This is a genomic window from Arthrobacter sp. QXT-31 (assembly GCF_001969265.1).
Classification (GTDB): Bacteria; Actinomycetota; Actinomycetes; order Actinomycetales; family Micrococcaceae; genus Arthrobacter.
The window spans coordinates 4,802,334-4,825,836 of record NZ_CP019304.1 but is presented as its reverse complement, the minus strand read 5'-3'; the positions used below and the strand labels follow the sequence as shown (position 1 = coordinate 4,825,836).

Annotated in this window: 20 protein-coding genes; 12 read left to right on the top strand and 8 right to left on the bottom strand. The window is 67.4% G+C overall.

What is annotated here, in order from left to right; genetic code table 11:
* Window positions 1–3: 3 nt before the first annotated feature.
* Window positions 4–1,251 carry an AfsR/SARP family transcriptional regulator gene (locus BWQ92_RS23910; RefSeq protein ID WP_172804327.1) on the bottom strand — a complete coding sequence of 416 codons (1,248 nt, stop codon included), beginning with the start codon at window positions 1,249–1,251 and terminating at the stop codon, window positions 4–6.
* A gap of 612 nt (window positions 1,252–1,863) precedes the next feature.
* Between BWQ92_RS23910 and BWQ92_RS23905 the strand changes: the two genes are divergently transcribed.
* Entirely contained in the window at window positions 1,864–2,022 is a 159-nt protein-coding gene (locus BWQ92_RS23905; protein ID WP_172804326.1) for a hypothetical protein, read from the top strand.
* A gap of 1,066 nt (window positions 2,023–3,088) precedes the next feature.
* Here BWQ92_RS23905 and BWQ92_RS22090 read toward each other — a convergent pair.
* Window positions 3,089–3,709 (bottom strand): L-threonylcarbamoyladenylate synthase, encoded by a 621-nt coding sequence (locus BWQ92_RS22090; protein ID WP_076803263.1) that lies wholly within the window; start codon window positions 3,707–3,709, stop codon window positions 3,089–3,091.
* Between the two features lie 113 nt (window positions 3,710–3,822).
* Here BWQ92_RS22090 and BWQ92_RS22085 point away from each other — a divergent pair, with 113 nt between their 5' ends.
* The 3 genes from BWQ92_RS22085 (at window position 3,823) to BWQ92_RS22075 (ending at window position 7,069) form a co-directional block, all read left to right on the top strand.
* On the top strand, window positions 3,823–5,820 hold the full coding sequence (locus tag BWQ92_RS22085; protein ID WP_076803262.1) for a DUF4118 domain-containing protein: 1,998 nt from the start codon (window positions 3,823–3,825) through the stop codon (window positions 5,818–5,820).
* Window positions 5,817–6,491, top strand: coding sequence for a response regulator (locus BWQ92_RS22080; protein ID WP_076803261.1), 675 nt, complete (start codon window positions 5,817–5,819; stop codon window positions 6,489–6,491). Before BWQ92_RS22085 ends, BWQ92_RS22080 begins: the two co-directional genes overlap by 4 nt.
* A gap of 146 nt (window positions 6,492–6,637) precedes the next feature.
* Window positions 6,638–7,069 carry a VOC family protein gene (locus BWQ92_RS22075; protein WP_076803260.1) on the top strand — a complete coding sequence of 144 codons (432 nt, stop codon included), beginning with the start codon at window positions 6,638–6,640 and terminating at the stop codon, window positions 7,067–7,069.
* Between the two features lie 11 nt (window positions 7,070–7,080).
* On the opposite strand, the gene BWQ92_RS22070 is transcribed toward BWQ92_RS22075, so the two are convergent.
* The 5 genes from BWQ92_RS22070 to BWQ92_RS22050 form a co-directional block, all read right to left on the bottom strand.
* Window positions 7,081–9,513, bottom strand: a complete 2,433-nt coding sequence (locus BWQ92_RS22070) for a phosphoketolase family protein (RefSeq protein WP_442856738.1) — start codon at window positions 9,511–9,513, stop codon at window positions 7,081–7,083.
* 74 nt (window positions 9,514–9,587) lie between these two features.
* Complete coding sequence (locus tag BWQ92_RS22065) at window positions 9,588–10,337, bottom strand: maleylpyruvate isomerase family mycothiol-dependent enzyme (protein WP_076803258.1); 750 nt, start codon at window positions 10,335–10,337, stop codon at window positions 9,588–9,590.
* The gene (locus BWQ92_RS22060) at window positions 10,337–11,173 is read right to left on the bottom strand and encodes a fumarylacetoacetate hydrolase family protein (protein WP_076803257.1); all 837 of its coding nucleotides are present in this window, start codon (window positions 11,171–11,173) and stop codon (window positions 10,337–10,339) included. The genes BWQ92_RS22065 and BWQ92_RS22060 overlap by 1 nt, the downstream gene beginning before the upstream one ends.
* The gene (locus BWQ92_RS22055; protein WP_076803256.1) at window positions 11,170–12,315 is read right to left on the bottom strand and encodes a cupin domain-containing protein; all 1,146 of its coding nucleotides are present in this window, start codon (window positions 12,313–12,315) and stop codon (window positions 11,170–11,172) included. The genes BWQ92_RS22060 and BWQ92_RS22055 overlap by 4 nt, the downstream gene beginning before the upstream one ends.
* A gap of 142 nt (window positions 12,316–12,457) precedes the next feature.
* Entirely contained in the window at window positions 12,458–13,285 is an 828-nt protein-coding gene (locus BWQ92_RS22050; RefSeq protein ID WP_076803255.1) for an IclR family transcriptional regulator, read from the bottom strand.
* 49 nt (window positions 13,286–13,334) lie between these two features.
* On the opposite strand from BWQ92_RS22050, the gene BWQ92_RS22045 reads away from it, so the two are divergent.
* From BWQ92_RS22045 to BWQ92_RS22020, 6 genes are all read left to right on the top strand, one after another.
* On the top strand, window positions 13,335–14,642 hold the full coding sequence (locus BWQ92_RS22045; RefSeq protein WP_076803254.1) for an MFS transporter: 1,308 nt from the start codon (window positions 13,335–13,337) through the stop codon (window positions 14,640–14,642).
* On the top strand, window positions 14,635–15,885 hold the full coding sequence (locus BWQ92_RS22040; protein WP_076803253.1) for an FAD-dependent oxidoreductase: 1,251 nt from the start codon (window positions 14,635–14,637) through the stop codon (window positions 15,883–15,885). The genes BWQ92_RS22045 and BWQ92_RS22040 overlap by 8 nt, the downstream gene beginning before the upstream one ends.
* 57 nt (window positions 15,886–15,942) lie before the next feature.
* On the top strand, window positions 15,943–16,461 hold the full coding sequence (locus BWQ92_RS22035; protein WP_076803252.1) for an HAD domain-containing protein: 519 nt from the start codon (window positions 15,943–15,945) through the stop codon (window positions 16,459–16,461).
* A 188-nt stretch (window positions 16,462–16,649) separates the two neighbouring features.
* Window positions 16,650–17,879 carry an inorganic phosphate transporter gene (locus tag BWQ92_RS22030; RefSeq protein WP_076803251.1) on the top strand — a complete coding sequence of 410 codons (1,230 nt, stop codon included), beginning with the start codon at window positions 16,650–16,652 and terminating at the stop codon, window positions 17,877–17,879.
* Window positions 17,876–18,097 (top strand): hypothetical protein, encoded by a 222-nt coding sequence (locus BWQ92_RS22025; protein WP_076803250.1) that lies wholly within the window; start codon window positions 17,876–17,878, stop codon window positions 18,095–18,097. The genes BWQ92_RS22030 and BWQ92_RS22025 overlap by 4 nt, the downstream gene beginning before the upstream one ends.
* 45 nt (window positions 18,098–18,142) lie before the next feature.
* Window positions 18,143–18,691, top strand: a complete 549-nt coding sequence (locus tag BWQ92_RS22020; RefSeq protein ID WP_076803249.1) for a dihydrofolate reductase family protein — start codon at window positions 18,143–18,145, stop codon at window positions 18,689–18,691.
* Between the two features lie 40 nt (window positions 18,692–18,731).
* Here the strand turns inward: BWQ92_RS22020 and BWQ92_RS22015 are convergent, their stop codons facing one another.
* Window positions 18,732–19,235: a hotdog fold thioesterase gene (locus tag BWQ92_RS22015; protein WP_076803248.1), complete on the bottom strand. Its 504-nt coding sequence runs from the start codon at window positions 19,233–19,235 to the stop codon at window positions 18,732–18,734.
* Between the two features lie 19 nt (window positions 19,236–19,254).
* Here BWQ92_RS22015 and polA point away from each other — a divergent pair, with 19 nt between their 5' ends.
* Window positions 19,255–22,053, top strand: coding sequence for a DNA polymerase I (polA, locus tag BWQ92_RS22010; RefSeq protein WP_076803247.1), 2,799 nt, complete (start codon window positions 19,255–19,257; stop codon window positions 22,051–22,053).
* Window positions 22,053–23,342, top strand: coding sequence for a GNAT family N-acetyltransferase (locus tag BWQ92_RS22005; RefSeq protein ID WP_076803246.1), 1,290 nt, complete (start codon window positions 22,053–22,055; stop codon window positions 23,340–23,342). The genes polA and BWQ92_RS22005 overlap by 1 nt, the downstream gene beginning before the upstream one ends.
* Window positions 23,343–23,503: the final 161 nt, after the last annotated feature.

Genomic DNA, 23,503 nt, shown 5'->3' with positions numbered 1-23,503 from the left:
CTCTTACCCGCCCGATTCACGCCGAAGGTCGGAAGGCACACCCAACGCATTCAGCATGCCCTGGTAGCGGCGCTCAGCCCGCTCGGCTGCAGCCACGTCGCCGGAGGACCGGTACACATTGATGAGTGTCCGCCAGGACTCGTCCCGCCAAGGGTCGATCTCGACACTTCGCGCTGCGGCGGCAGCGGCATTGGCCGGGTTGCCGAGGGCGAGTTCGAGGACCGCGAGCGCGGTAGCCGCCTCGGCCGCGTGCAGCCGGTACCTTTCGCGCGTGTCAGCCAGCCACTCTGCCGGGCCATCCTCCGGCAGGACTTCCCCGGCGTACAAGCCGACGGCGCGGTGCAGAATCGCGGCCGCAGTCTCCAAGTCACGCGCCGACCTGGCAAGTGCGGCTTGGCGTACAGCCTGGTCAAACTCCAGGAGATCAACCCTGGACCTGACATCCAGAACCAGCACGTAAGCCTCACCGCGGCGTGCGAGAAGCTGACAATCGCCTGCCATCCCGGCCGGCTGCAGAGCGCGGCGAAGACTCGATACGCTCACCTGCAGGTTGTGCAGTGCGGATGGAGCATCCAGGTCTGGCCAGAGCGTCGCGGCCAAGCGGTCGCGATGGACGGGGCGTCCGGCATTGAGCGAAAGAATCCTCAGGACAGTGCGGGCCCGTGGGCGTACGCGTGACAAGTCGATGTCGACGCCGTCGGCACGGAGGGAGAATTCCCCAAAACATCGGACGTCCAACGCCGGTCGAGGGGCAGAGCCGGCACTCGGGGCAGTCGACTGGCTAAGTATCGGGGCTGCCTGCTGCGCCGGTGTGGCTGGGGCGGCTTCCATCCCCGGTCCCAAAGCTGCCCACGTCCACGGGCGGCACACGAAACCCGCAGAAGTGGCCGTTTCGGCAGCGGTCTCCATCAGTTCCCCAAACTGATCGGGCTTCAGCCGGGCGATGGCAGCGTAGGCAACGGCTCGGGCACCGGGCACGTCTGCGGTGCGTGCAAAGGCCTCGGCCGCGCTTGCCTCCTCAAGGGCATCAGGCAGATCCTGCGCGGCAGCCACAAGGGCCCGCGCAGACAGAGCCCATGCCTCAAGGCTGCTAGCTTCAAGCTTGCGGAATCCGTCCGTGAGGGCTTCAAGGGCCGCGTAGTCGGACCTTCCGGTGCGAAGGCGCCCGAGAGCGGCGGCGGCCGCGATTAGCGCAGCACCCCAGTCGTCCCCCTTCTGCTCGCAGTCCTGGATCGCTGACCGAACAGCCAATTGGCAGCCTGCCTTCCCCGACTGCGCAGACAGAACTCCCCGCGCAACGCGGGCCAGCCAGCTAAACCCCAAACGCTCCGCACGGCGCTGAACCGCATCTATCTCTTCAGACAGCACGTCGAGCCCGGGGGCTGCGGGTACTTGCGCAAAAACGGCCAGGGCTAGTTGTGCGCCCAAGCCGGCCAGCGAATCTTCGCCCTGTTGCTCGGCAAAACGCCGGAGTAGTGGCAAAGCGCTCCGCTGGTCCCCGGCAATAAGCAGCGCTATGCCGCACGCCAACGTGTCCTCCGCGCTGTCGCGCCCGTTCGACGACCGCGCTGCCAACGCAGGACTGCCACGCAGAGCTGCACGAAGAGTGCTGAATGGCCCACCTGATGAGCCGCGCTGATCTCCCGTCCAGTCCGCAGCGGCTCGTTGAAGGTCTGCGGCCGCCTCGTACCAGATCTCCCCTGCTGAAGTTTGCGGGAATTCTGCCACAGCCATCCACGCTTTCCTTGGGTAGCCGTCATCCAAGAGCCGCCGCGCCTCCGCCAAATTTAGGAGGGGGTCTTTCCGGAGCAACGCCGCAGGGGCGCCCCTCACCCACCCACAGGTGCCGGCCCGGAATGCCTGATGGCCAGCACGTTCCATCGCTGCCCGAACAAGGTCCCAGTCCCCGGCATCCGCCAGTATCTGAAGGGCTCCGCGGTAATCACGCTCCTGCTCAAGGAGCAGGGCTGTGCGGTGAGCGATATCTTTTGGTGCGTCGGTGCCCTCATCGCCAAGGGTTGATACCAAGTATCTTCTTACTGCTTCCGGCAGTCTGAACGCGGCCCCACCATCCTCGCTCGTGACAATCCCAAGATGTGCAGCCTCGTGGAGAAGGGAGGCGCTGTCGAGGGCGCCGAGCAGAGTGTTGCACCGCGAAGGCGTTAGCTTGTCTAACAGACACGTATGCCTCAGCAACCGTACCAATCTATGCGGGACATCCGCGAAGTAGTGGTTCCGCAGATAGTCGTGTGCATAGCGGGGGACGGAATCAAGTGACTCCGCTGCGCGCCGACGCTCAACTGCCGAGCGGGTCGTAGTTGCGAGATGGAAAAGATGTAGCGCGGCCGCCCACCCGTCGGTTCTTTGCGTCAGGTTGTAGACGCCGCTTGCGCTCAAGGGCTGCTTGTAGGTGGTCCGGAAGAGCTGTTCCACTTCCGGTTCCCTGAAACGCAGATCGTTCGAGTCCACTTTTACGAATGACGGTAGTTCGGAGCGGGCAAGATTGAGGGATAGCGGTCGTCTGCTTCCTACGAGGAAATGAACTTGTTGGCAGTTCAACGAAAGTAAATGCTCAAGTTCCTCCTCAGCACAGGTGCCGGTCACCAGATGGAAATCGTCCACAACAAAGCAGAACGTGGTCGTAAGCGCCTGGGCCATAGCCCCGAGTTCGGGAAGGGAACGGGGACCTTCCTTGCCAACGGCGGCTGCCACAGCTGCGGCAAACTTTGCCAGCATCCGCCCGGGTTGAGCGTCAGCCGGGCGCGCCCTGTGCCAGGCCACTGATTCGAAATTCCGCGCCGCCCACTGCGAGAGCAGTGTAGTTTTTCCCGCGCCGGGCGGAGCGACGACGAGCCCGAGGCGGGCTTCTGCCGACCCGTGCAGCGCATGGATCAGTCGTGGACGCATGAGCCCCGTCACGGGCGGTGCGGGGGCGAAGAGCCCCAGTGGCGTCATTGCCATGCTGTCCTGCTTCCCCAGAAGGTCACACCCCCAGCGTGGACTTCAGTGTAGAGCGTCCCTCTTCAAGGGGAACCAGTATTACGCGCTAATGAATTCGTGACGCCGCCACTACAAAGAGGCGCCGGCGCTACTCAAACCGGGACGGGTCGCCGGTTCCGCGGCGCACCACCTCAGCGGTGCCGCTGGAGAAGTCGACGACGGTGGTTGGCTCTGAGCCCGTGTCGCCGGAGTCGATGACGGCGTCCACCGCATGGTCCAGCCGCTCCTTGATTTCCCAGCCCTGGGTCAGCGGCTCCTCCTCGTCCGGCAGCAGCAGGGTGCTGGACAGCAGCGGTTCGCCGAGCTCGGCCAGCAGCGCCTGGACGAAGTTGTGCCGGGGAATGCGCACGCCCACGGTCTTCTTCTTCGGGTGCAGCAGCCGGCGCGGAACCTCCTTGGTGGCCGGCAGGATGAACGTGTAGCTGCCCGGAGTGACGGACTTGATGCTGCGGAACACGTCGTTGCCGATGTTCACGAACTGGCCCAGCTGGGCGAAGTCCCGGCACACGAGCGTGAAATGGTGCTTGTCGTCCAGCTGGCGGATGGACCGGATCCTGTCCAGCGCCTCCTTGTTGCCCAGCTGGGCACCGAGGGCGTAGCAGGAGTCCGTCGGGTAGGCAATCAGCCCGCCTGAATGAAGGAGCTCCACGATCTGTGAGATCGCGCGCGGCTGGGGGTCCTCGGGGTGCACATCAAAGAATTTCGCCATGCGTTGAGCCTACGGCGGGCCGGCGTTCAGTGCACGCACCAGCCCCATGCGAGCCGCCTCTGCAGGGCAGCATGTGCCATGGAAAGGTGGTGCCCAGGTGAAAGAATGGCGTCATGGCAGGGGAACGGATCGTCATTGGCCTGTCGGGAGGCCTTGAGGGGGAGACCCTGATCCGCCGCGCCATGAAGGCACTGGACGGTGCCGGCGGCGGCGAACTGCTCGCCGTCCACATCCGTTCAGCGGAGGGCGCCTCAGTTGAATCAACCAGCGCCCTCGAATCCCAGCGAAGGCTCGTAGTGGAGCTCGGCGGGAGCTACCACACCGTGGCTGCCCATGACACAGTCGAAGCGCTCCTGGAGTTCGCGGGCCATGTTGGCGCCACCCGCCTGGTCATCGGCCAGTCACGTGCCCGCCCACTGGCCAGGATCCTTACCGGTGGCACAGAAGCGAGGATCATCCGCGGTGCCGGCGACCTCGACGTACAGGTGGTGCCGCATCCCCTCGCCGGACGGGGCACAGGCCGCCGCCGGCAGCGGAACCTTGGCCGCGTGCGCGTCGCCGTCGGGTTCGTGCTGGCAGCCGCCGTTCCCGTCCTGCTGCAGCTGGCGCTCGCCGTCACCGAGCACAGCGTGGCCACCGCAGTCCTGGTCCAGCTCGCCGGGGCGGTGGCCGTGGCGCTCGTTGGCGGTCTGTGGCCGGCCGTCGTGGGTGCCCTCTGGAGCAGCCTGCTGGTCAACTACTTCTCGACGCCGCCCGTTGGTGACCTGGCCATCCACGACCCGCAGGACCTCTTTTCGCTGGCGGTGTTCGTGGGCGTCTCGGTGGCTGTGGCCGGTGTGGTGGACAGGTCCGCCCGGCGCTCCAAGGAAGCCGCCCGGGCCCGCGCCGAGGCAGCCACACTCGGAGAACTCGCCCGCGCAGCCACCCGCGCGGAGGACACGGTGGGCAGCCTCCTGGAACAGGCACTGGACGTCTTCGGTGTCCGCGGTGCGGCTGTCTTCAGCGGACCGGCAATTCGGAACGGCGCTGCTTCAGGTGACTGGCCTGCTCCGGGTGACCGGCCTGCTTCGGGGGAGCGGCAGGCGCCCCGGAAGGCGGACGGTGAAACCGGGCGGAGGCTGCTGGCCAGCGCCGGTGAGCTGACCGAATCTGAACGGGGCGGCACGGAGTTTGGTGAACACACCGTGGAACCGCTCGACGACGGCACCTGGCTGGTGCTGTTCGGCAAGGCTGTGCCGGCAGCCGACAGCAGCCTGCTCGGCGCCTTCGCCGCCCACGTGCTCGCCCAGCTGGAGCGCGGGCAGCTCGCCGCGAGCCGCCTGGAGGTGCTGCGGCTTGCCGAAGGGAACACCATGCGGACCGCCATTCTGCGGGCCGTCTCGCACGATCTCCGCACGCCGCTGGCCGGCATTAAGCTCGCCGTCGGCGGTCTGCTGCAGACCGCCGTCAGGTACACCCCCAAGGAGAAACAGGAGCTGTTGGAAACCATCGACGAATGTTCGGACCGCCTGGACGGCCTGGTGGGGAACCTCCTCGACATGTCCAGGATCACTGCCGACTCGGTACGCCCCCTCCTGAAGCCCGTCCGGTGGCTCGATGTTGTGCCGCCGGCGCTGAACGGACTTCCCCCGGGCAGGGTGCGGGTGGTCCTGCCGCCGAACCTTCCCGCCGTCGATGCCGACGCGGTCCTGCTGGAACGGGTCATCGCCAACATCGCGGAAAACGCGGTCAAGTACGCCCCCGCTTCCGACATCATCGTGACCTCCGCGGCGGGCGGTCTCAGCAGCGCCGTCCTCAATGGCCACCCGGCCGGTGAACTGCGCATCATCGACCACGGACGCGGCGTGCCGGACCGGAACGTGCCGGCGATGTTCCGTCCCTTCCAGCGCCTCGACGACCTTTCCCAGTCAACCGGTGTGGGTTTGGGCCTAGCCGTCGCCCGGGGGTTCGTCTCGGCCATGGGCGGAAGCCTGGCGGCCGAGGAAACGCCGGGCGGGGGACTGACCATGGTGATCCGGCTTCCCCTTTCCACGGGGCCTGACTCTATGGGACCCGATTCATTGCGGCGCGGCGCTTCACCAGCCGCTTCCCAACAGAAGGCGGCCCAGTGAGCAGCGTCCTCGTAGTCGACGACGACCAGCACCTGCTGAAGGCCCTGCGGATCACGCTGCAGGCGCACGGCTACACGGTGGAGACCGCCGCGGACGGTGAGGAAGCGCTGCTCGCCGCCTCCCGCAACCCGCCCCAGCTCGTTGTCCTGGACCTTGGACTGCCGGACATGGACGGCGCCGCGGTCCTCCGCGAGCTCCGCCGCTGGAGCGCAGCCCCGGTCCTGGTCCTCTCAGCCCGGCATGGCTCATCGGACAAGGTGGACGCCCTCGACGCCGGAGCCGACGACTACATCACCAAGCCGTTCGGGCTGGAAGAACTCCTGGCCCGGCTGCGCGCACTCCTGCGCCGCGCACCGGAAGGTCCCGACCAGTCCACGGTGGACACCCCGGAGTTCAGCGTGGACCTGGGCCGGCGGATGGTCACCCGGAACGGGGAGCCGGTCAGGCTCACGCCCACCGAGTGGAGCATCCTGGAGCTGCTGGTGCGGAATCCGGGGAAGCTGATCACGCAGCAGGAGATCCTGGCCAGTGTGTGGGGGCCGGCCTACGAGAAGGAAGCCAACTACCTGCGCGTGTACATGGCCCAGCTCCGGCGCAAACTGGAAGCGGACACGGGCAATCCGCGCCATCTGCTGACCGAGGCCGGAATCGGATACCGGTTCCGGCCCTGACCTACTCTTATGAGCCCTGACCTGCGGTTATGAACGTCGTGTGAACTTCCGTGAACCCCTATGAAGGGCAGCCGGATTCGGGCAACATGTCTAATGCCGGGCGCCGCACACCGGGCGCCACACGTACAGCCGAAGGAGAACCTACCGTGTCCACCCTGCTCAACCCGTACATCAGCTTCCGTGACAACGCCCGCGACGCCCTGACCTTCTACCAGTCCGTCTTCGGCGGCGACCTGGCGCTCAGCACGTTCGGAGATTTCCACGCCAGTGACGATCCGGCCGAAACCGACAAGATCATGCACGGGATGCTGACCACGGAGAAGGGGCTCGTGCTCATGGGGGCCGACACCCCCAACTCCATGGACTACTCGCCGGGAAACAACATCTCCGTGTCGCTCAGCGGCGACGACGAGGCCGAACTGCGCGGCTACTACGACAAACTGTCCGGCGACGGCGGCACCGTCACCGTCCCGATGGACAAGGCACCGTGGGGCGACATCTTCGGCATGTGCACCGACAAGTTCGGCATCGCCTGGCTCGTCAACGTCAACGGAGCCTCGGCAGCTACTGCTCCCTAACCGTCCCGGGTTTAGGGACGTGGTGGGGACCAGACCCACTCTCGGATTTCGGGCAGGTCCTCGAAATGCTCCCGGATGTACCCGGCGTGGGCGTCCAGTTGCCGGTGGCAGTGCTCGGCCAGCGCCTCCGCGCCGTCAAACTGCCGCGGCATCCGGCGGAGCGCCTCCAGCGCGAGGTGGTAGCGGCTCATGCGGTTGACCACCACCATGTCGAACGGCGTGGTGGTGGTTCCCTGCTGGCTGTAGCCGCGGACGTGGAACCGTTCCGGGTTGGGCCGGCCGTGCAGGAGCTGGTGGAAGGAGCGGGCGTAGCCGTGCCATGCCACCACCACTTCACACGTGTCCGTGAACAGCGAACTGAACGTCCTGTCGTCGAGCCCGTGCGGGTGCACGTCCTGCGGCGGGAGCACCATGGCATCCATGACGTTCACCACGCGCACTGTGGCGTCGGGGACGTGGCGCTGCAGCAGCCAGGCGGCTGCCAGTGCCTCCTCGGTGGGAATGTCCCCGGCGCAGGCGATCACGACGTCCGGCTCGGTACTGCTGTTGCCGTCCTCGTTGCCGGCCCACTCCCAGCGGGAGGCCCCGGCCTCGGCGTGCGCGCGGGCCTCCTCGAGCGTGAGGTACTGCGGGTGGGACTGCTTGTCGACGACGACGAGGTTCACGTAGTCGGTGCTCTGGAGGGTGTGTGCTGCGGCGGCCAGGAGCGTGTTAGTGTCCGGCGGCAGGTAGATCCGGGTCACCTCACCGGACAGGGACAGCACGGTGTCGATTAGGCCCGGGCCCTGGTGGCTGAAGCCGTTGTGGTCGTTGCGCCAGCACGTGGAGGTGAGCAGGATGTTCAGGCTTGGTACGGGCGACCGCCATTCCAGTTCACGGGCATGCTGCAGCCACTTGGCGTGCTGGACGGTCATCGAGGCGCTGACCATGGCGAACGCTTCATAGCTGGCGAAAAACCCGTGCCGGCCGGTGAGCAGGTAGCCTTCCAGCCAGCCCTGGCACAGATGCTCGGAGAGCACTTCCATGACGCGGCCGTCCGCCGAAATGTGGTCGTCGCCGTCGCGTCCCGGCAGCAGGAGGCAACGGTCGGTGGCCTCGAACACGGCGCCCAGCCTGTTGCTGTTGGTCTCGTCCGGGCAGAAAAGCCTGAACCGGGGATTGTCCTCCGTGCCGTTGTAGAGGTCGCGGAACAGCTCGCCCAGGGGCTTCGTGGTTTCGATGCTGGTGGAGCCAGGCTGGCCGGGGTCCACCGCGTACTGCGCGAGGTCGGGAATCTCCAATGGGACAGACGGCTGGCCGTTGGCCCAGGGCGCCGCCCCCATCCGGAGCTTGCCTTCCGGCGCCAGTGCCGCAAGTTCGGGCAGCAGCCGGCCGTCGCCGTCGAACAGTGTTTCAGGCTGGTAGGAGCGCATCCACTGCTCCAGCAGCGCCAGGTGCTCCGGGTTGTCCCGGACCCCGGACAGCGGAACCTGGTGCGAACGGAACGTTCCCTCCACCGGGCTGCCGTCCACGCTTTCCGGGCCGGTCCAGCCCTTCGGTGTACGGAGGATGATCGCCGGCCAGCGGGCCGCCGTCGTCCGTTTACCGCCAGAGCCAGCGCCAGCGCCAGAGCCAGCGTCGGCACTGGAACCGGCACCCCGGGCACCCTGCTGTATGTTCCGGATGCTGGCATACGCATCGTCGAGGGCGGCGGCCAGGGCGTGGTGGACCTTCTCGGGCTGGTCGCCGGAGACGGTTACAGGGTCCCAGCCGTTGGCATGCAGCAGTGCCTCGACGTCCTCGTCCTGCCGGCGTCCCAGGACGGTAGGCCCGGAAATCTTTGCCCCGTTGAGGTGCAGGATGGGCAGGACGGCGCCGTCCCGTGCCGGGTTGAGGAAGAACGGCGCAGCCCAGGAGGCTGCGAGGGGCCCGGTCTCGGCTTCGCCGTCGCCCACCACGCAGGCGGCGATGAGGTCCGGGTTGTCCATCACGGCTCCGGTGGCGTGCATCAGCGAATAGCCCAGCTCGCCGCCCTCGTGGATGGAACCGGGGGTGGCGGGGCCAACATGGCTGCCCACGCCGCCCGGCGTCGAGAACTGCCGCGCCAGCTTCCGCAGACCTTCGGCGTCGCGGCTGATGTCCGGATAGATCTCCGAGTAGGTGCCTTCGAGATAGACGTTCGCCACCACGGACGGTCCGCCGTGGCCGGGTCCGGCGATGAACAGGACCTCGGCGGACGTATTCCTGATCAGCCGGTTCAGGTGGGCGTAGATCAGGGACAGCCCGGGGCCGGTGCCCCAGTGCCCCAGCAGCCTCGGTTTGATGTGCTCCGGCTTCAGCGGCTCCCTGAGCAGCGGATTTTCCTGGAGGTAGATCTGCGCCACCGTCAGGTAGTTCGCTGCGCTCCAATAGCGCTGGAAGAGATCCAGCTCGTCATCCGATATCGTCCCGCTTGTCTCGGCCATGCCCATTCGTGTGCCTTCCGTCGGTTCGGTTCCCGCGCTGACGGGCACAGTCTACCCCGGGCATTTGGGTGCCCTCAGATCCACTTCGGGGCGGCGGGAACCTCGCCCGTGGCGCCCCGTTCGCTCGCGGTGACGCCGTCGGTGCCACGGCCTGCCGCCCATTCGACGACGGCGGGCAGGGGGCCGGAGATGATCGTCGGATTAGGGGCATCGATGTCGCCGAACGCCCCGTCCATGCCCGTCACCCGGACAACCAGCCCGGCATCGGTGCCGCGGGCGTGCCAGGCGCCGGTGATGTCGCGGAGCAGCCGTGCCAGGACGGGCTCCGGGATGTCGGCGAAGGTTGCCCCGTTTCCGAGGTCGACGGCGTGGATCCAGACTTCACGGGTGCGCATCCACACGGTTTCGGACGCCGGCACGGTCCGGCCCTGGACAGTCTTCACCTCGTTGGACCAGCCCCGGTCCGGCAGATCGCGCCATTCGACGCTGAGGTGCACGGCGGAGTGGTCAAAGAGGTTCCGCAGCGCGGTCGGTGACAGCGTCGCCCCGAACGAGATCTCGTGGTTCCGCACCTCGACGGACGGGTACATGGGCGTTTCCACACCGGTGGCAGCCCACTCGACCAGCCGCGCGATGGCCCTGGCGTTGTAGCCGACGTGCGCCACAACGTGGCGGCGCGTCCAGCCCGGAAGGAGGGAGCCGCCGTCGAGCTCGTCATCGGTGAGTTCGTTGAGCTTGCGGGCGAAGAACGCGGTGCCCCGCCGGGCCTGCAGGAGCTCCTCCTGCAGGCCCGGGTCGGTGGCGAGGTCGTGCCGGGCGACCATCAGGCTTCCTTGACCACGCGGTTGGTCAGCTGGCCCAGGCCCTCGATGGTGGTCACCAGGACCTGGCCTTCCTGCAGGTACCGCTTGGGGTCCTGGGCGTGGCCCACCCCGCCGGGGGTGCCGGTGGCGATCACGTCGCCGGGGTTCAGCGTGATGGTGGTGGAGATGTAGGAGACCAGGTATTCGGGTGTGAACACCAGGTCGCCGGTGGGGGTCTGCTGCTGGATTTCGCCGTCCACGGCCGAGGTCATCAGCGGCCCAACGGTGAACTCGTCCTTGGTCACCAGGGCGGGGCCGAAGGGGGTGGAGTTTTCCCACGTCTTGCCCTGCAGCCACTGCACCGTGCGGAACTGGTAGTCGCGCATGCTGATGTCGTTGAGCACGGAATACCCGGCGATGTGGTCCGCGGCGTCCGCCTCGCTGATCCGGCGGCCCTTTTTACCGATGACGACGGCGAGTTCGGCCTCCCAGTCCACGGTGTCCGATTCCTGCGGCAGCGCCAGGTCGTCGTTGGGTCCGATCAGGGATTCCTGGTACTTGGCGAACAGGGTGGGGTGGTCCGGGATGTCCCGGCCCATCTCCCTGATGTGGTTCCGGTAGTTGTGGCCCACGCAGATGATCTTGCCGGGGGCGGGTACGACGGCGGCAAGGTCGGCGCCGTCGAGCGCGTGCGTTGCGCCGTTGGCCGCTTTAGCTGTGGCTTCCCAGTTTTCGCTGCGGAGCAGTTCGCCGACGTCGGCGAAGCCGGGAATCTCGGTGAGGGTATCGCCGTCCTGGCGGACGGCCTTATGTACTGTCTTCCCGCCAGCGGGAATTCGGAGGGTGAGGAGTCTCATGCGTTCTTGCGTCCTTCGGTGTAGGTGCGGTTGAAGTTCAGCCGTTCAAAGATCGGGGCGTCGCTGAATCGGAACAGGTCAAACGAAGTTTGGGAATCGGCGTCTGCCTGCAGGGACCATTCCTGCCACGACGGGACGACGAACAGGTCGCCCTTGGCGAGCTCCCTGTGTTCGCCGTTGAGCACCACGCTGCCGGTGCCCTCGAAGACCTGCCATACGCTGGAACCCACCTCCCGGAGGCCCTGGGTCGCGGCGCCGGCGCGGAGCCGGTGGAACTCGGCGCGGATGGTGGGCATGACATCCCCGCCGGTCGTCGGGTTGGAGTAGCGGATCGCGGCATGGCCCTGGCTGACCGTGGCCGGGTGGCCCTCGTCCTCCAGCAGCAGCTGCTCGCGCAGCGCCCGGTCGGTGTGCTCCCAGCGGTACGCGGCAATGGGGGAGTTGGTGGTGTTGTCCAGGCCGGAGAGGGGGCGGAGGCCGGGGTGGGCCCAGAGCCGTTCGGAGCGGGAGATATCCGGGGTGGCCTCGTCGGTGACGCGCTCCGTGCCGAACTCGAAGAACCCGGCGTCGGCGTAGTGCACGAAGGGGATGTCCAGGCCGTCGATCCAGGCCATCGGCTGGTCGGTGTCGTTGTGGTGGCCGTGGAAATTCCAGCCCGGCGTCAACAGGAAATCTCCCCGGCGCATGGCCACCGGGTCGCCGTTCACCACGGTCCAGACCCCTTCACCCTCGACGACGAACCGGAACGCGTTCTGCGAGTGCCGGTGCTCGGGCGCGGTCTCGCGGGCGCCCAGGTACTGGATGGCGGCCCACAGCGTCGGCGTCGCATAGGGCGTGCCACCCAGCCCCGGGTTGGCGAGGGCGATGGCCCGCCGCTCGCCGCCCCGCCCCACGGGGACCAGGTCCCCGGCGCGGGCAGCCAGGGGGTAGAGGTCGTTCCAGCGCCACACATGCGGCACCGCCTTCGGCGAGGGAACCATCGGCATGAGGTCACCGATCTCCGTCCAGAGCGGGATCAGGTTCTCCCTGTTGAAGTCCCGGTACAGCTGCTCCAGCTGCGCGGCTTCCTCGGGCGTGGGCTCCGGGGCCGCATGGGCGGCGGCAACTGATGCGTGGGTCGTGGTCTCGGCGCTGATGGACACGGCGGCCTCCTCGGGTTCTGGTGCGTCTGGCGTAGAACCGAGATTAGGGATAGCGCCGCTTCCACCCCCAGACTATTCTGCTCTCCAGAACGTTTTGGCCCAACTGACTCGCAGTTGTAGTCGTTATGAGGGCCCAAAACGACTACAACTGCGAGCTACTTGCGTGATCTGCGCCAGTTGGCTCCGCGGGGTTGGCGGCGATGTCGATCTCCAGCTGCCGGCGCATTTCGACCATTGCCTGCACCAGTCCGGCGTCGAACACCGCACGGAACCTGGTGACCGGCGTGGCCACGCTGATGGCACCCACCACCTCACCCTTCCCGTTGTGCAGGGCCATGCCCAGCGCGCTGATGCCTTCCTCTGTTCCCTCGAAGTTGGCGGCGAAGCCATTGCTGCGGACCGATTCCAGTTCCCGCAGGAAGGCCGGGTACTCGGCGTCGGGAATGCTGTCGCCGCCGATCTCCGCGTTCTGGCTCCGGAACAGCTGCTCAACCATCGCAGGCTCCAGCTCGGCCAGCATCGCCTTGCCGCCCGACGCCTTGTTCGCCGGCAGCACGGTGCCCTGCCTGTCGCCGACGCGCAGGGTGCTGGTGCCCTCCACAGTCTCCAGGAACCGGACCTTGGTGCCCACCCGGATCATGAGGTTCACGGTCTCATTGAGGCGCGAACTCAGCAGTTCCATGTGCGGCCGGGCCACATTCCGCAGCAGGCGGGTCCACGGAACGCCGGCCGGACCCGCCCCCATCGCCGGCCCCGGAACGTAGCGGCGGGTTTCGTCCTGCACCGCGAAGCCCCGATACACCAGCATGGCCAGCAGCCGGTGGGCGGTGGACGGGGCGACCCCCAGCTCGTCCGCCGCGTCCTTGAGCCGCAGGCTGCCGCCGTCCCGCAACAGCTGCAGCAGCTGCAGCGCATTGTCCACCGCCTCGATGGAGTACGTGGGCTTCTTCCGGAGCGGCAAGTTCTGCATGACAGAATTCTATTGGAAGGCAGACGCGTCGCCAGTGAAAGTTGGTGGCATGAATCACACACCTTCCGCTGCAGCGCCGGAGCGGTCCACGCCCGGAGCAGCGTCCGTGCCACCGCCGCCCAAGTTTTCCAGGAAGTCCGCCATGGCCGTGCTCGTCTGCTGGCTGCTGGTGGTCTTCGACGGCTACGACCTCATCGTCTACGGGACCGTCCAGTCCGCCCTTATCAGCGAGACCGGCTGGGGCCTGACGAAGGCCACCGCCGGAACGGTCGGATCCATGGCCTTCGCCGGCATGATGATCGGCGCCGTCTTCGCGGGCCGGATGGCCGACACCTGGGGCCGCCGCCGGACCATCCTCGGCTGCTCCGTGCTGTTTTCGGTCTTCACCATCCTGTGCGCCTTTGCCCCGAATGCCTACGTCTTCGGTGCCCTGCGGCTGCTGGCCGGCATCGGCCTCGGTGGGCTGGTGCCCTCGGCCAACGCCCTCGTGGCCGAACTCGTGCCCGCCAAGTGGCGGTCCACCATCGCCACCCTGATGATGTCCGGCGTGCCGATTGGCGGATCACTGGCCGCACTGGTTGGCATACCGCTGATCCCGGCCTTCGGCTGGCCCGTCATGTTCCTCGTCGCGGTGCTGGCGTTGGCAGTGGTGATTCCGCTGGGGCTGCGCTACCTGCCGGAGACCCTGCCGCCGGCCGCCGGTACACGCACCGGACCCACAGCGCCGGAAAGCGGGCGCGCAGGTTTCGGTTCGCTGCTCCGGGCACCCTACCTGGGCGTGAGCGTGCTTTATGCGGTGGCCACCCTCGTGACCCTCTTTGCCTGGTACGGGCTGGGCACCTGGCTGCCCAACCTGATGCAGCTGGCCGGCTACAACCTCGGTTCGGCGCTGACGTTCGCACTGGCACTGAATCTTGGGGCCGTCGTCGGGTCCGTGGCCACGGCCTGGGCCGGGACCCGCTTCGGCCCTGTCCCGACGGCGGTTGCCGCGGCCACCGTCGCCGCCCTCGCGCTCCTGGTGCTCGTAACCGGACCCCCGGTCACCGTGGTGTACCTGATGCTGGTGCTGGCCGGCGTCGGAACGCACGGGACGCAGTGCCTGGTGATCGCCGCCGTCGCCAGCCACTACCCTGCCCACCTGCGGGGGACCGCCCTTGGCTGGGCCCTCGGCGTGGGCCGGATCGGCGCGGTGGCCGCACCCCAGGCCGGCGGCCTGCTGCTGGCAGCCGGGCTGGGCGTCAACTCCAACTTCCTGGCATTCGCCGGGGCCGCCGCGGCTGCAGCCCTCCTGCTCCTGGCCGTCGGCGCAAAAACCATCCGCACAACTACAACCCCTGTAGGAGTTAATAATGTCTAACCCGAAACCGTCCACCGATGTCCTGGTGATCGGCGGCGGCATGGCCGGCCTGGCCGGCGCCCTTGCCCTCCGCGAGAACGGTGCCGAGGTCACGCTGCTGGAGCGGGCGCCGGAGTTCGGCGAAGTTGGGGCTGGGCTGCAGATGGCACCCAATGCCTCCCGCGTGCTCAAGCGCTGGGGCCTGCTCGAGAAGGCGCTTGAGATCGGAGTCCGGCCCAGGCACCTTGTCTTCCGGGACGCCGTGACGGGCGAGGAGCTCACCCGGCAGTCCCTGGGCGGCAGCTTCGAGGAACGGTACGGCGCCCCCTATGTGGTCATTCACCGCAGCGACCTGCACCGCATCCTGCTCGACGCCTGCCGGGATGCCGGCGTCCGGCTTGTCAACGACGTCACGGTCGAGGCTGTCAGGACCGTGGACGGCCGGGCAACCGCGCGGGCATCGGACGGGTCCACCTACGAGGCCGATGTCGTCCTCGGAGCTGACGGACTCAAGTCGGTCCTCCGGAGCGAGGTGGCGCAGGACGGCCCGGTGTCGTCGTCGTACGTTGCCTACCGCGGAACTGTTCCCATCACGGCGGCCACGCCCCAGGGTGACCTCGAGGACGTGATTGTCTACCTGGGCCCGGACTGCCACCTCGTGCAGTACCCGCTGCGGAAGGGGGAGCTGCTCAACACCGTTGCAGTCTTCAAGTCCGCCTCCTTCGAGCGCGGCGAGGAGCAGTACGGGGGAGTGGACGAGCTCGAGGCAGCGTGCAGGGATTGTGTGCCCGCCGTCAGGGAGGCCCTGAAAAACCTCGCCACGGGCATCCGCTGGCCCATGTACGACCGCGACCCCATCGAAAACTGGGTGGCCGGCAGGATGGTCCTGATGGGCGACGCCGCGCACCCGATGCTCCAGTACCTCGCGCAGGGCGCCTGCCAGGCACTCGAGGACGCTGCGGTGCTGCAGGAGGCCAGCCTCGGGACCGTCTTCACGGAGGAGGGCGCCGATCCCGCCGCCTGGGACGCCGCCATCAGGAACTTCAACTCCGCACGCGCCGCGCGCACTGCCCGCGTGCAGCGGACAGCGCGCGTCTGGGGCGAATCCTGGCACGTCTCGGGGCTGGCCCGCACCCTGCGGAACCTGCTCTTCAGGAGCCGGAAGGACGGCGACTACCAGTACAACGACTGGCTGTACGGCCAGGACGGCGACGGCGTTCCTTCCGCGTCGCTGCCCCCGGCCCGGGTGGGGGTCCCTGCCTAGCGGGATCCCTTGCCCCCTCAGGCACGCTGTCCGTAGCGTTGACGCTGGAGGAACGCTGTGGAACATACAGTCACCCTGTACCTCGACGTCGACGGGGTGGTATGCCCGTTTGGCCCCACGGGCACCAGCCCGTGGGGCTCGCCGTGGCACTACGCCTATGCCGGGATGCTGGAAGTGGCCTACGCGGCGGAGCTGGTGACGGCGCTCAACCGGCTCTCGCTGCAGCCCGGGCTCCGCTGCGTCTGGCTCACCAGCTGGGAGGAGCTGGCTCCCGCGGTCCTCTGCCCGGTCACGGGACTGGAGGGCGGGTCGTGGTCCGTGCTGACCGCCGAGGGGGCAGGAGGCGGCGCCGACTGGTGGAAGCTGGAGGCCATCCAGGCGGATGTGGGCAGCAACACGCCGGAGCGCATCATCTGGGTGGACGACCAGCTGGCCTTCGAGGGACGGGCGCAGGCCTGGGCACGGATTCTTGGCCGCCGTGCCCTGCTGGTCTCGCCGGACCCCCGGACCGGAGTGTCGCCGGGCGAGATGGAGACCATCCGCGCATTCGCCGGACACGCGGAACGGCAGGTGTGACCGCCGCCTCGGTCCGCAGGTTTGACCTCACCTGCAGGGCGCGTACGATCTATAGGGTTTCAAGCCCGCTCCGCAGCTTTGCAACTCCCGCCCGCTGAACTCTTCTTTAACACTGGGTGAACTATGCTGTGCAGTGCGGGCAGGGGAAGTGGAACTGCTGAACGTAGACTCTGCAGATTGGGCAACAGGTGGACATCACCTTCATGGTGGCGCTGGTCATTGCGCTGGCATTATTTTTCGACTTCACGAACGGTTTCCATGACACCGCGAATGCGATGGCCACGCCCATTGCCACCGGTGCCATCAAGCCCAAGACTGCGGTTGCACTCGCGGCAGTCCTGAACCTGATAGGCGCATTCCTGTCCACGGAAGTGGCCAAGACGGTCTCGGGCGGCATCATCCGCGAGGGGGACGGCGGGGTACAAATCACCCCGGACATTATTTTCGCCGGCCTCATGGGCGCCATCCTGTGGAACATGATCACCTGGCTCAAGGGCCTGCCGTCCAGTTCGTCGCATGCACTCTTCGGCGGACTCATCGGAGCGGCGATCGCGGGCATCGGGTTCCACACCATCAACCTTGAGACGCTGCTGCAGAAGGTCATCCTGCCGGCCATCTTCGCGCCCCTCATTGCCGGCATCGTTGCCTACGTCTGCACCCGCATCGCCTACGCCCTCACCGCCCGGCACGATCCGGAGACGGGCAGCAAGCTGACGCAGAAACGCGGCGGCTTCCGGACCGGCCAGATCTTCACCTCCAGCCTCGTGGCGCTGGCGCACGGCACCAACGACGCCCAGAAGACCATGGGCATCATCACCCTGGTGCTGATCGCCGCCGGAACGCAGGAGCCAGGATCAGGCCCGGTGTTCTGGGTCATCGCGGCCTGCGCGTTCGCCATCGCGATCGGCACCTACGCCGGCGGCTGGCGCATCATCAGGACCATGGGCGCCGGCCTTACCGAGGTCAAGCCCGCGCAGGGCTTCGCGGCCGAGTCGAGCACCGCCTCCGCCATCCTGGCCTCCTCGCACCTGGGCTTCGCCCTTTCCACCACGCAGGTGGCCTCCGGTTCCGTCATCGGTTCGGGAATGGGCCGCCGGGGCACCAGCGTCCGCTGGGCCATGGTGGGCCGCATCATCGTCGGCTGGCTCTTCACCCTCCCGGCGGCGGGCATCGTTGGCGCCCTGACGGCACTGCTGGTCAAGACCGGCACCGTCGGCGTGGTCATCGCGGCCGTGGCCGGAACCGGGGCAGTGCTGTACATGTTCCTGGTGTCCCGCAAGTCCCAGGTGGGCCACCACAACGCCGTGGAAGTCGAAGAGGCCGGGCAGGCTGTCCGCTTCGCCAAGAAGAAGGCCCTCGCCAGGGCACGCGCCGCCGAGCGCGCAAAGAACAACAACCCGAAGGGCACGCAGCGATGAAGTGGCTGGAACTCCTCACCGTAGGCGGCGCCACGCTGGTTGCCGCCGTGACCGTCGTGGTCCTCTATTCCCTGGGCGTCCGGTTGACTGCCATTGCCGGTGACCGCCAGCCCGCCGCGCCGGCGTGGCTGAAGTACCTCTCCTATGCCTGTTTCGGGCTCTGCGGCGTCGCCGTGCTGTTCGGTCTCTACCTGATCATTCCGTACTTCAGCGGCTAGCCTTCCCCTCTGGGAAGAGGGAACGGGAGTGGCTAGGCTGGGCGCATGCCGAGTGTCCAGTATTACGTTGCATCCTCCCTCGACGGCTTCATCGCCACCGCGGACGACGACCTTGCCTGGCTGCTGCAGTTCGACGGTTTCGAAGGCGGCAAGGAAAGCTACGACGCCTTCATCTCCGGCATCGGCTGCATCGTCATGGGCGGGACCACCTACCAGTGGCTGATGGACCACGAGCCAGGAAACTGGCCCTACCCCGGGACGCCCTGCTGGGTCTTCACCCACCACGAGTTCAGCGCCCCGCCGGGGGCAGACGTCGCTTTTGTGCGCGGCGAGGTGACCGAATTCATCGACGACCTCTGGCGTGACGCCGCCGGCAGGAACATCTGGGTGGTGGGCGGCGGAGAGCTGGCCGCCGAGTTCGCCGCTGCCGGCCTGCTCGACGAGCTGATCGTCTCCGTCATCCCCGTGGTGCTTGGCGGCGGAAAGCGGCTGCTTCCCCTTGAAGAAGGTCCGACGCCGCCGCTCGAGTTGCAGGAGGCACGTACCCAGGGGCGGGGGATCGTGGAGCTGCGCTACCGCTGGCCCCGCCGTTAGGGTTCAGGGCGGCGGCCGTTAGGTTTCCCGCGGACGGCCGCTAGCGGCCGATGTCCCGGATGAGGTTGGTGATGCGCGCCGTGGACAGCCGCCGTCCCTGTTCGTCGGTCATCACGATCTCGTGAGTGGTCAGCGTTCGGCCCAGGTGGATGGCCGTGCAGGTTCCGGTCACCGTGCCGGCGGCAACGGCCCGGTGGTGCGTGGCGCCGACCTCGATGCCCAGCGCCTGGCGGTCCGGGCCGGCATGCATCCCGGCGGCAAACGATCCCAGCGTTTCGGCCAGCACCACATGCGCCCCGCCGTGCAGGATCCCCGCCACCTGGGTGTTCCCCTCCACCGGCATCGTGGCCACGCACCGCTCCGGGCTCATCTCCAGGAACCGGATTCCCATCTTCACCACCAGGGCACCGATGCCGTACCCGGCAAGCCAGTCGTGGAGGTGCTCGGGAACGCCCGCGGCAAACAATTCTTCCCTGAACTGTGCTTCAACAGCCTGTGTGGGGCTGGCCTCACCGGCCGGGCCGGGCGTGAAATTGTCCATCATGGCAACTAGGCTGGCACCTGTGAGTGAAACAACCAAACCGGCCCCAATCCCGTCCGCAACCCAGACCCTTCAGGACACCACAGTGACCGATCCTGCCGTCACTTCGGTGTCGGCCACCGATGCCCCCGTCATTCCCCTGACGGAGCAGCCCCGGCTTCTGGTGCTGGACGGGCACTCCATGGCCTTCCGGGCCTTCTTCGCACTCCCGGCGGACAAGTTCTCCACCGCCCGGGGCCAGCACACCAACGCGATCCACGGCTTCGCCTCCATGCTCATCAACCTGATCAAGGAACAGAAGCCCACCCACGTCGCGGTCGCTTTCGACGTCTCGGATGACACCACTCACCGCAAAGCCGAATACAGCGAGTACAAGGGCGGCCGCAACGAAACGCCCCGGGAAATGAGCGGCCAGATCGACCTCATCGACAAAGTCATGGGCGCCTGGGGCATCAAGACCATCAAGATGCCCGGCTACGAGGCGGACGACATCCTGGCCACCCTCGCGGCCATGGGTGAAAAGGCCGGCTACGAGGTCCTGCTCGTCTCGGGCGACCGCGACGCCTTCCAGCTCATCACCGACAACGTTTTCGTGCTGTACCCGCGGAAGGGCGTCAGCGACATCCCGCGCATGGACGCCGCCGCCGTCGAGGAAAAGTACTTCGTCAGCCCCTCCCGGTACTCGGACCTCGCCGCCCTGGTGGGTGAAACTGCGGACAACCTGCCGGGCGTTCCCGGCGTCGGGCCCAAGACGGCAGCCAAGTGGATCAATCTCTACGGCGGCCTCGAGGGCGTGCTGGAACACCTCGACGCCATCGGCGGGAAGGTGGGCGACGCGCTCCGCGCCAACGTGGACGCCGTCAAGCGCAACCGCAAGCTGAACCAGCTCCACACCGACCTCGACCTCCCGGTGACCCTCGACCAGCTGGCCGATCCGCGGCCGGACCAGCAGGCGCTCGAGGAGCTCTTCGATGAGCTCGAATTCAAGACCATCCGCACCCGGCTCTTCGAGCTGTATGCCGGTGAGGTCCCCGAAGCCGAACGCGAGACCCTGGAAAGCCGGGACTTCGCAACGCTGCAGGATGCGGACGCGCTGCGGGCCTTCCTCGAGGCAGGTGCCGGGCAGCGGTCGGCCCTCGCCGTGGACGTGCTGGCCGGCCGGATCGGCGAAGATGCTGAAGCCGTCGCCATCGTCCGCGACGACGCTGCCGCCTACGTGAACCTCACGGGGCTGGACGCCGACGCCGAGAACGTGCTGGCGCAGTGGCTCCGGGACGGGGAGTCCCCGAAGGTCGTGCACGGCTACAAAGCGGCCCTGAAGGCCCTGGCCAACCGCGGCCTCGGCCTGGAAGGGGTCGTGGACGACACCTCCATTTCCGCGTACCTCATTGAGCCTGACCGCCGCACCTACGAACTCGGGGAGCTGGCCCAGCACCACCTGAACATCCATGTCTCCGCGGAGGCCGCGAAGGCGGGCCAGCTGGAGCTGGAGTTCGACGACGACGCTGCCGCGGCGTCCGGCGCCCTGGTGCAGGTGGCCGCCGTCGTCCATAAACTGAGCCGGTTCTTCGAAGCGGAACTGCAGGAACGCAAGGCCGAGGAGCTGCTGGCCACGCTGGAACTGCCCGTAAGCCGCGTCCTGGCCGACATGGAACAGGCCGGCATCGCCGTCTCCATGGAGCTGATGGACGAGCAGCTCGCGGACCTCGCCCGGGTGATCGACGACGCCCAGGAACGCGCGTTTGCCGCGATCGGCCACGAGGTGAACCTGGGCTCGCCCAAGCAGCTGCAGACCGTCCTGTTCGAGGAACTCCAGCTGCCCAAGACCAAGAAGATCAAGTCCGGTTACACCACGGACGCGGCCTCCCTGAAGAACCTGCTGGAGAAGACCGGGCATGAATTCCTGGTCCAGCTCATGGCGCACCGCGAATCGGCCAAGCTGCGGCAGATGGTGGAAACGCTTAAGAAGTCCGTGGCCGAGGACGGGCGCATCCACACCACATATGCGCAGAACGTGGCGGCGACAGGACGCATCTCGTCGAACAACCCCAACCTGCAGAACATCCCCATCCGCAGCGAGGAAGGCCGCCGGGTCCGTGGCATCTTCGTGGTCAGCGACGGCTACGAGTGCCTGCTGTCCGCCGACTACTCACAGATCGAAATGCGCATTATGGCCCACCTGTCCGGCGACGCCGGCCTGATCGAGGCCTACCGGCAGGGCGAGGACCTGCACCGCTTCGTGGGTTCGTCCATCTTCCATGTGCCGCCGGCTGAGGTGACCAGCGCCATGCGCTCCAAGGTCAAGGCCATGTCCTACGGCCTCGCCTACGGGCTCACGTCCTTCGGGCTGTCCAAGCAGCTGGAAATTTCGGTCGATGAGGCCAGGACGCTGATGAAGAACTACTTCGACCGCTTCGGTGCCGTGCGCGACTACCTCCGTGGCGTGGTGGACCAGGCCCGCGTTGACGGCTACACCGCCACGATCGAAGGCCGGCGCCGCTACCTGCCGGACCTCACCAGCACCAACCGGCAGCTGCGGGAAAACGCCGAACGCATCGCCCTGAACTCGCCCATCCAGGGATCGGCGGCCGACATCATCAAGCGGGCCATGCTGGGCGTGCATTCCGAGCTGGCCGCGCAGGGGCTCAAGTCACGCATGCTGCTGCAGGTCCACGACGAACTGGTCCTGGAAGTGGCCAAGGGCGAGCGGGAGGCCGTCGAGAAGCTCGTCACGGAACAGATGGCTGCCGCCGCGGAACTCAGCGTTCCGCTGGAAGTCCAGATCGGCGTCGGCACCAGCTGGTACGACGCAGGCCACTGATGCCCGACCGGTACGAGACCAGGCGCTTCCGCACGGCTGCCAACGGTTCCCCCGACACCGACCTGGCCCGCACCTGGGTCAAGGCGGTGGGCTTCGGCTTCCACGACAGCAACCGGAACGACACGTTCGTGGACAAGGTCCTGGCCATGTACCGGACAGACAACAGGGAACTTACCGGGGTCTACCAGGCGGCACCGGTGGCTCCCCACTCCCTGGGGCCGGACGTGCCGGTGGCCACCTTCGCCACGCTCCGCAAGGACCTGAACATCGGGTACGGGCGGCAGCTGGAAGCGCAGCTCGTCACCTCGGTGACGGTCCGCGGAACGCACCGGCGGCAGGGGCTCCTTCGCCGGATGATGACCGAAGACCTGGGCGCCGCCAAGGCCGCCGGCCTCGCGCTGGCCGCCCTCAACGCCTCTGAAGGTTCCATCTACGGGCGCTTCGGCTTCGGTGTTGCCACGTTCGAGCGGAGCATCAAGGTGGACACCGGGCCGAGGTTCAGGATCCGCCACGCGCCCACCGGCACCGTGGAAATGGCCGACCGCAAGGGGCTCCTTGACCTGGCGCCCGGCATCTTCGACCAGGTCCACCGGCTTACCCCGGGATCCATCGTGCGGCAGGAGGCCTACCGGCACACCGTGTCAGGGGCCTTCAGCCGTGACGGTAAGGAGGATGAAGCCATCAGGTGCGCCCTGCACTACGACGCATCCGGCCGGGTGGACGGGTACGCCTCCTACAAGTTCGCCGGCTGGGACGCCAGGCCGTACACCATCGAACTCGTCGATCTCGTGGCGGCCACGGGCCCGGCATACCTGGAGCTGTGGCAGTTCCTGGGTGCCATCGACCTCTCCGAGCGCGTGAGCTGGGAGTCGGCTCCGGTGGATGACCCCCTGGCGTGGGCGCTCGAGGATCCCCGGTGCATTGAGTCGGCAGACCAGCGGGACATGCTCTGGCTGCGGATCCTGGACACCGGCCGGGCCCTGGCCGCGCGGCGTTTCTCCGCCGACGGCACTCTGGTGCTGGACGTGGCTGACAGCCTGGAGTTCGCGGGCGGCACGTACGTCCTGAACGTCAGGGGGGGAGATGCCCGGGTCACGGAGGCGCCGCCGGGCACCATGCCTGACCTGTCGCTGGACGTTGCCGAACTCGGATCCATCTACCTGGGCGCCGTCTGCCCCGTCACGCTGGCAGCGGCCGGCCGGATCACCGAGCACACTCCCGGGGCCGCGCTGACGGCGCGCCGGATGTTCGCCGTCGAACGCCCGCCGCACTGCCTGACGCATTTCTAGCGCTTTGACCCTGGTTGGCGCTGACCGCTAGAATAAACGGGCGGATACTACGTGCCCGCATTTTCTTCAATCCACAAAATCAGGATGACCAGGCACTTCCTTGCGGAGTGCCCGCACTGCGCCTGCGTTCCATAACGCGGGCGCGGCGGTTTGCCTGACCG

What these genes read in the sequence shown, in the direction of transcription:
- BWQ92_RS23905 (WP_172804326.1), top strand. Translation starts at nt 1,864, where the DNA reads ATGGCCAGCACGTTCCATCGCTGCCCGAACAAGGTCCCAGTCCCCGGC.
- BWQ92_RS22090 (WP_076803263.1), bottom strand. Translation starts at nt 3,709, where the DNA reads ATGGCGAAATTCTTTGATGTGCACCCCGAGGACCCCCAGCCGCGCGCG.
- BWQ92_RS22085 (WP_076803262.1), top strand. Translation starts at nt 3,823, where the DNA reads ATGGCAGGGGAACGGATCGTCATTGGCCTGTCGGGAGGCCTTGAGGGG.
- BWQ92_RS22070 (WP_442856738.1), bottom strand. Translation starts at nt 9,513, where the DNA reads ATGGCCGAGACAAGCGGGACGATATCGGATGACGAGCTGGATCTCTTC.
- BWQ92_RS22065 (WP_076803258.1), bottom strand. Translation starts at nt 10,337, where the DNA reads ATGGTCGCCCGGCACGACCTCGCCACCGACCCGGGCCTGCAGGAGGAG.
- BWQ92_RS22060 (WP_076803257.1), bottom strand. Translation starts at nt 11,173, where the DNA reads ATGAGACTCCTCACCCTCCGAATTCCCGCTGGCGGGAAGACAGTACAT.
- BWQ92_RS22050 (WP_076803255.1), bottom strand. Translation starts at nt 13,285, where the DNA reads ATGCAGAACTTGCCGCTCCGGAAGAAGCCCACGTACTCCATCGAGGCG.
- BWQ92_RS22045 (WP_076803254.1), top strand. Translation starts at nt 13,335, where the DNA reads ATGAATCACACACCTTCCGCTGCAGCGCCGGAGCGGTCCACGCCCGGA.
- BWQ92_RS22040 (WP_076803253.1), top strand. Translation starts at nt 14,635, where the DNA reads ATGTCTAACCCGAAACCGTCCACCGATGTCCTGGTGATCGGCGGCGGC.
- BWQ92_RS22025 (WP_076803250.1), top strand. Translation starts at nt 17,876, where the DNA reads ATGAAGTGGCTGGAACTCCTCACCGTAGGCGGCGCCACGCTGGTTGCC.
- BWQ92_RS22020 (WP_076803249.1), top strand. Translation starts at nt 18,143, where the DNA reads ATGCCGAGTGTCCAGTATTACGTTGCATCCTCCCTCGACGGCTTCATC.
- BWQ92_RS22015 (WP_076803248.1), bottom strand. Translation starts at nt 19,235, where the DNA reads ATGATGGACAATTTCACGCCCGGCCCGGCCGGTGAGGCCAGCCCCACA.
- BWQ92_RS22005 (WP_076803246.1), top strand. Translation starts at nt 22,053, where the DNA reads ATGCCCGACCGGTACGAGACCAGGCGCTTCCGCACGGCTGCCAACGGT.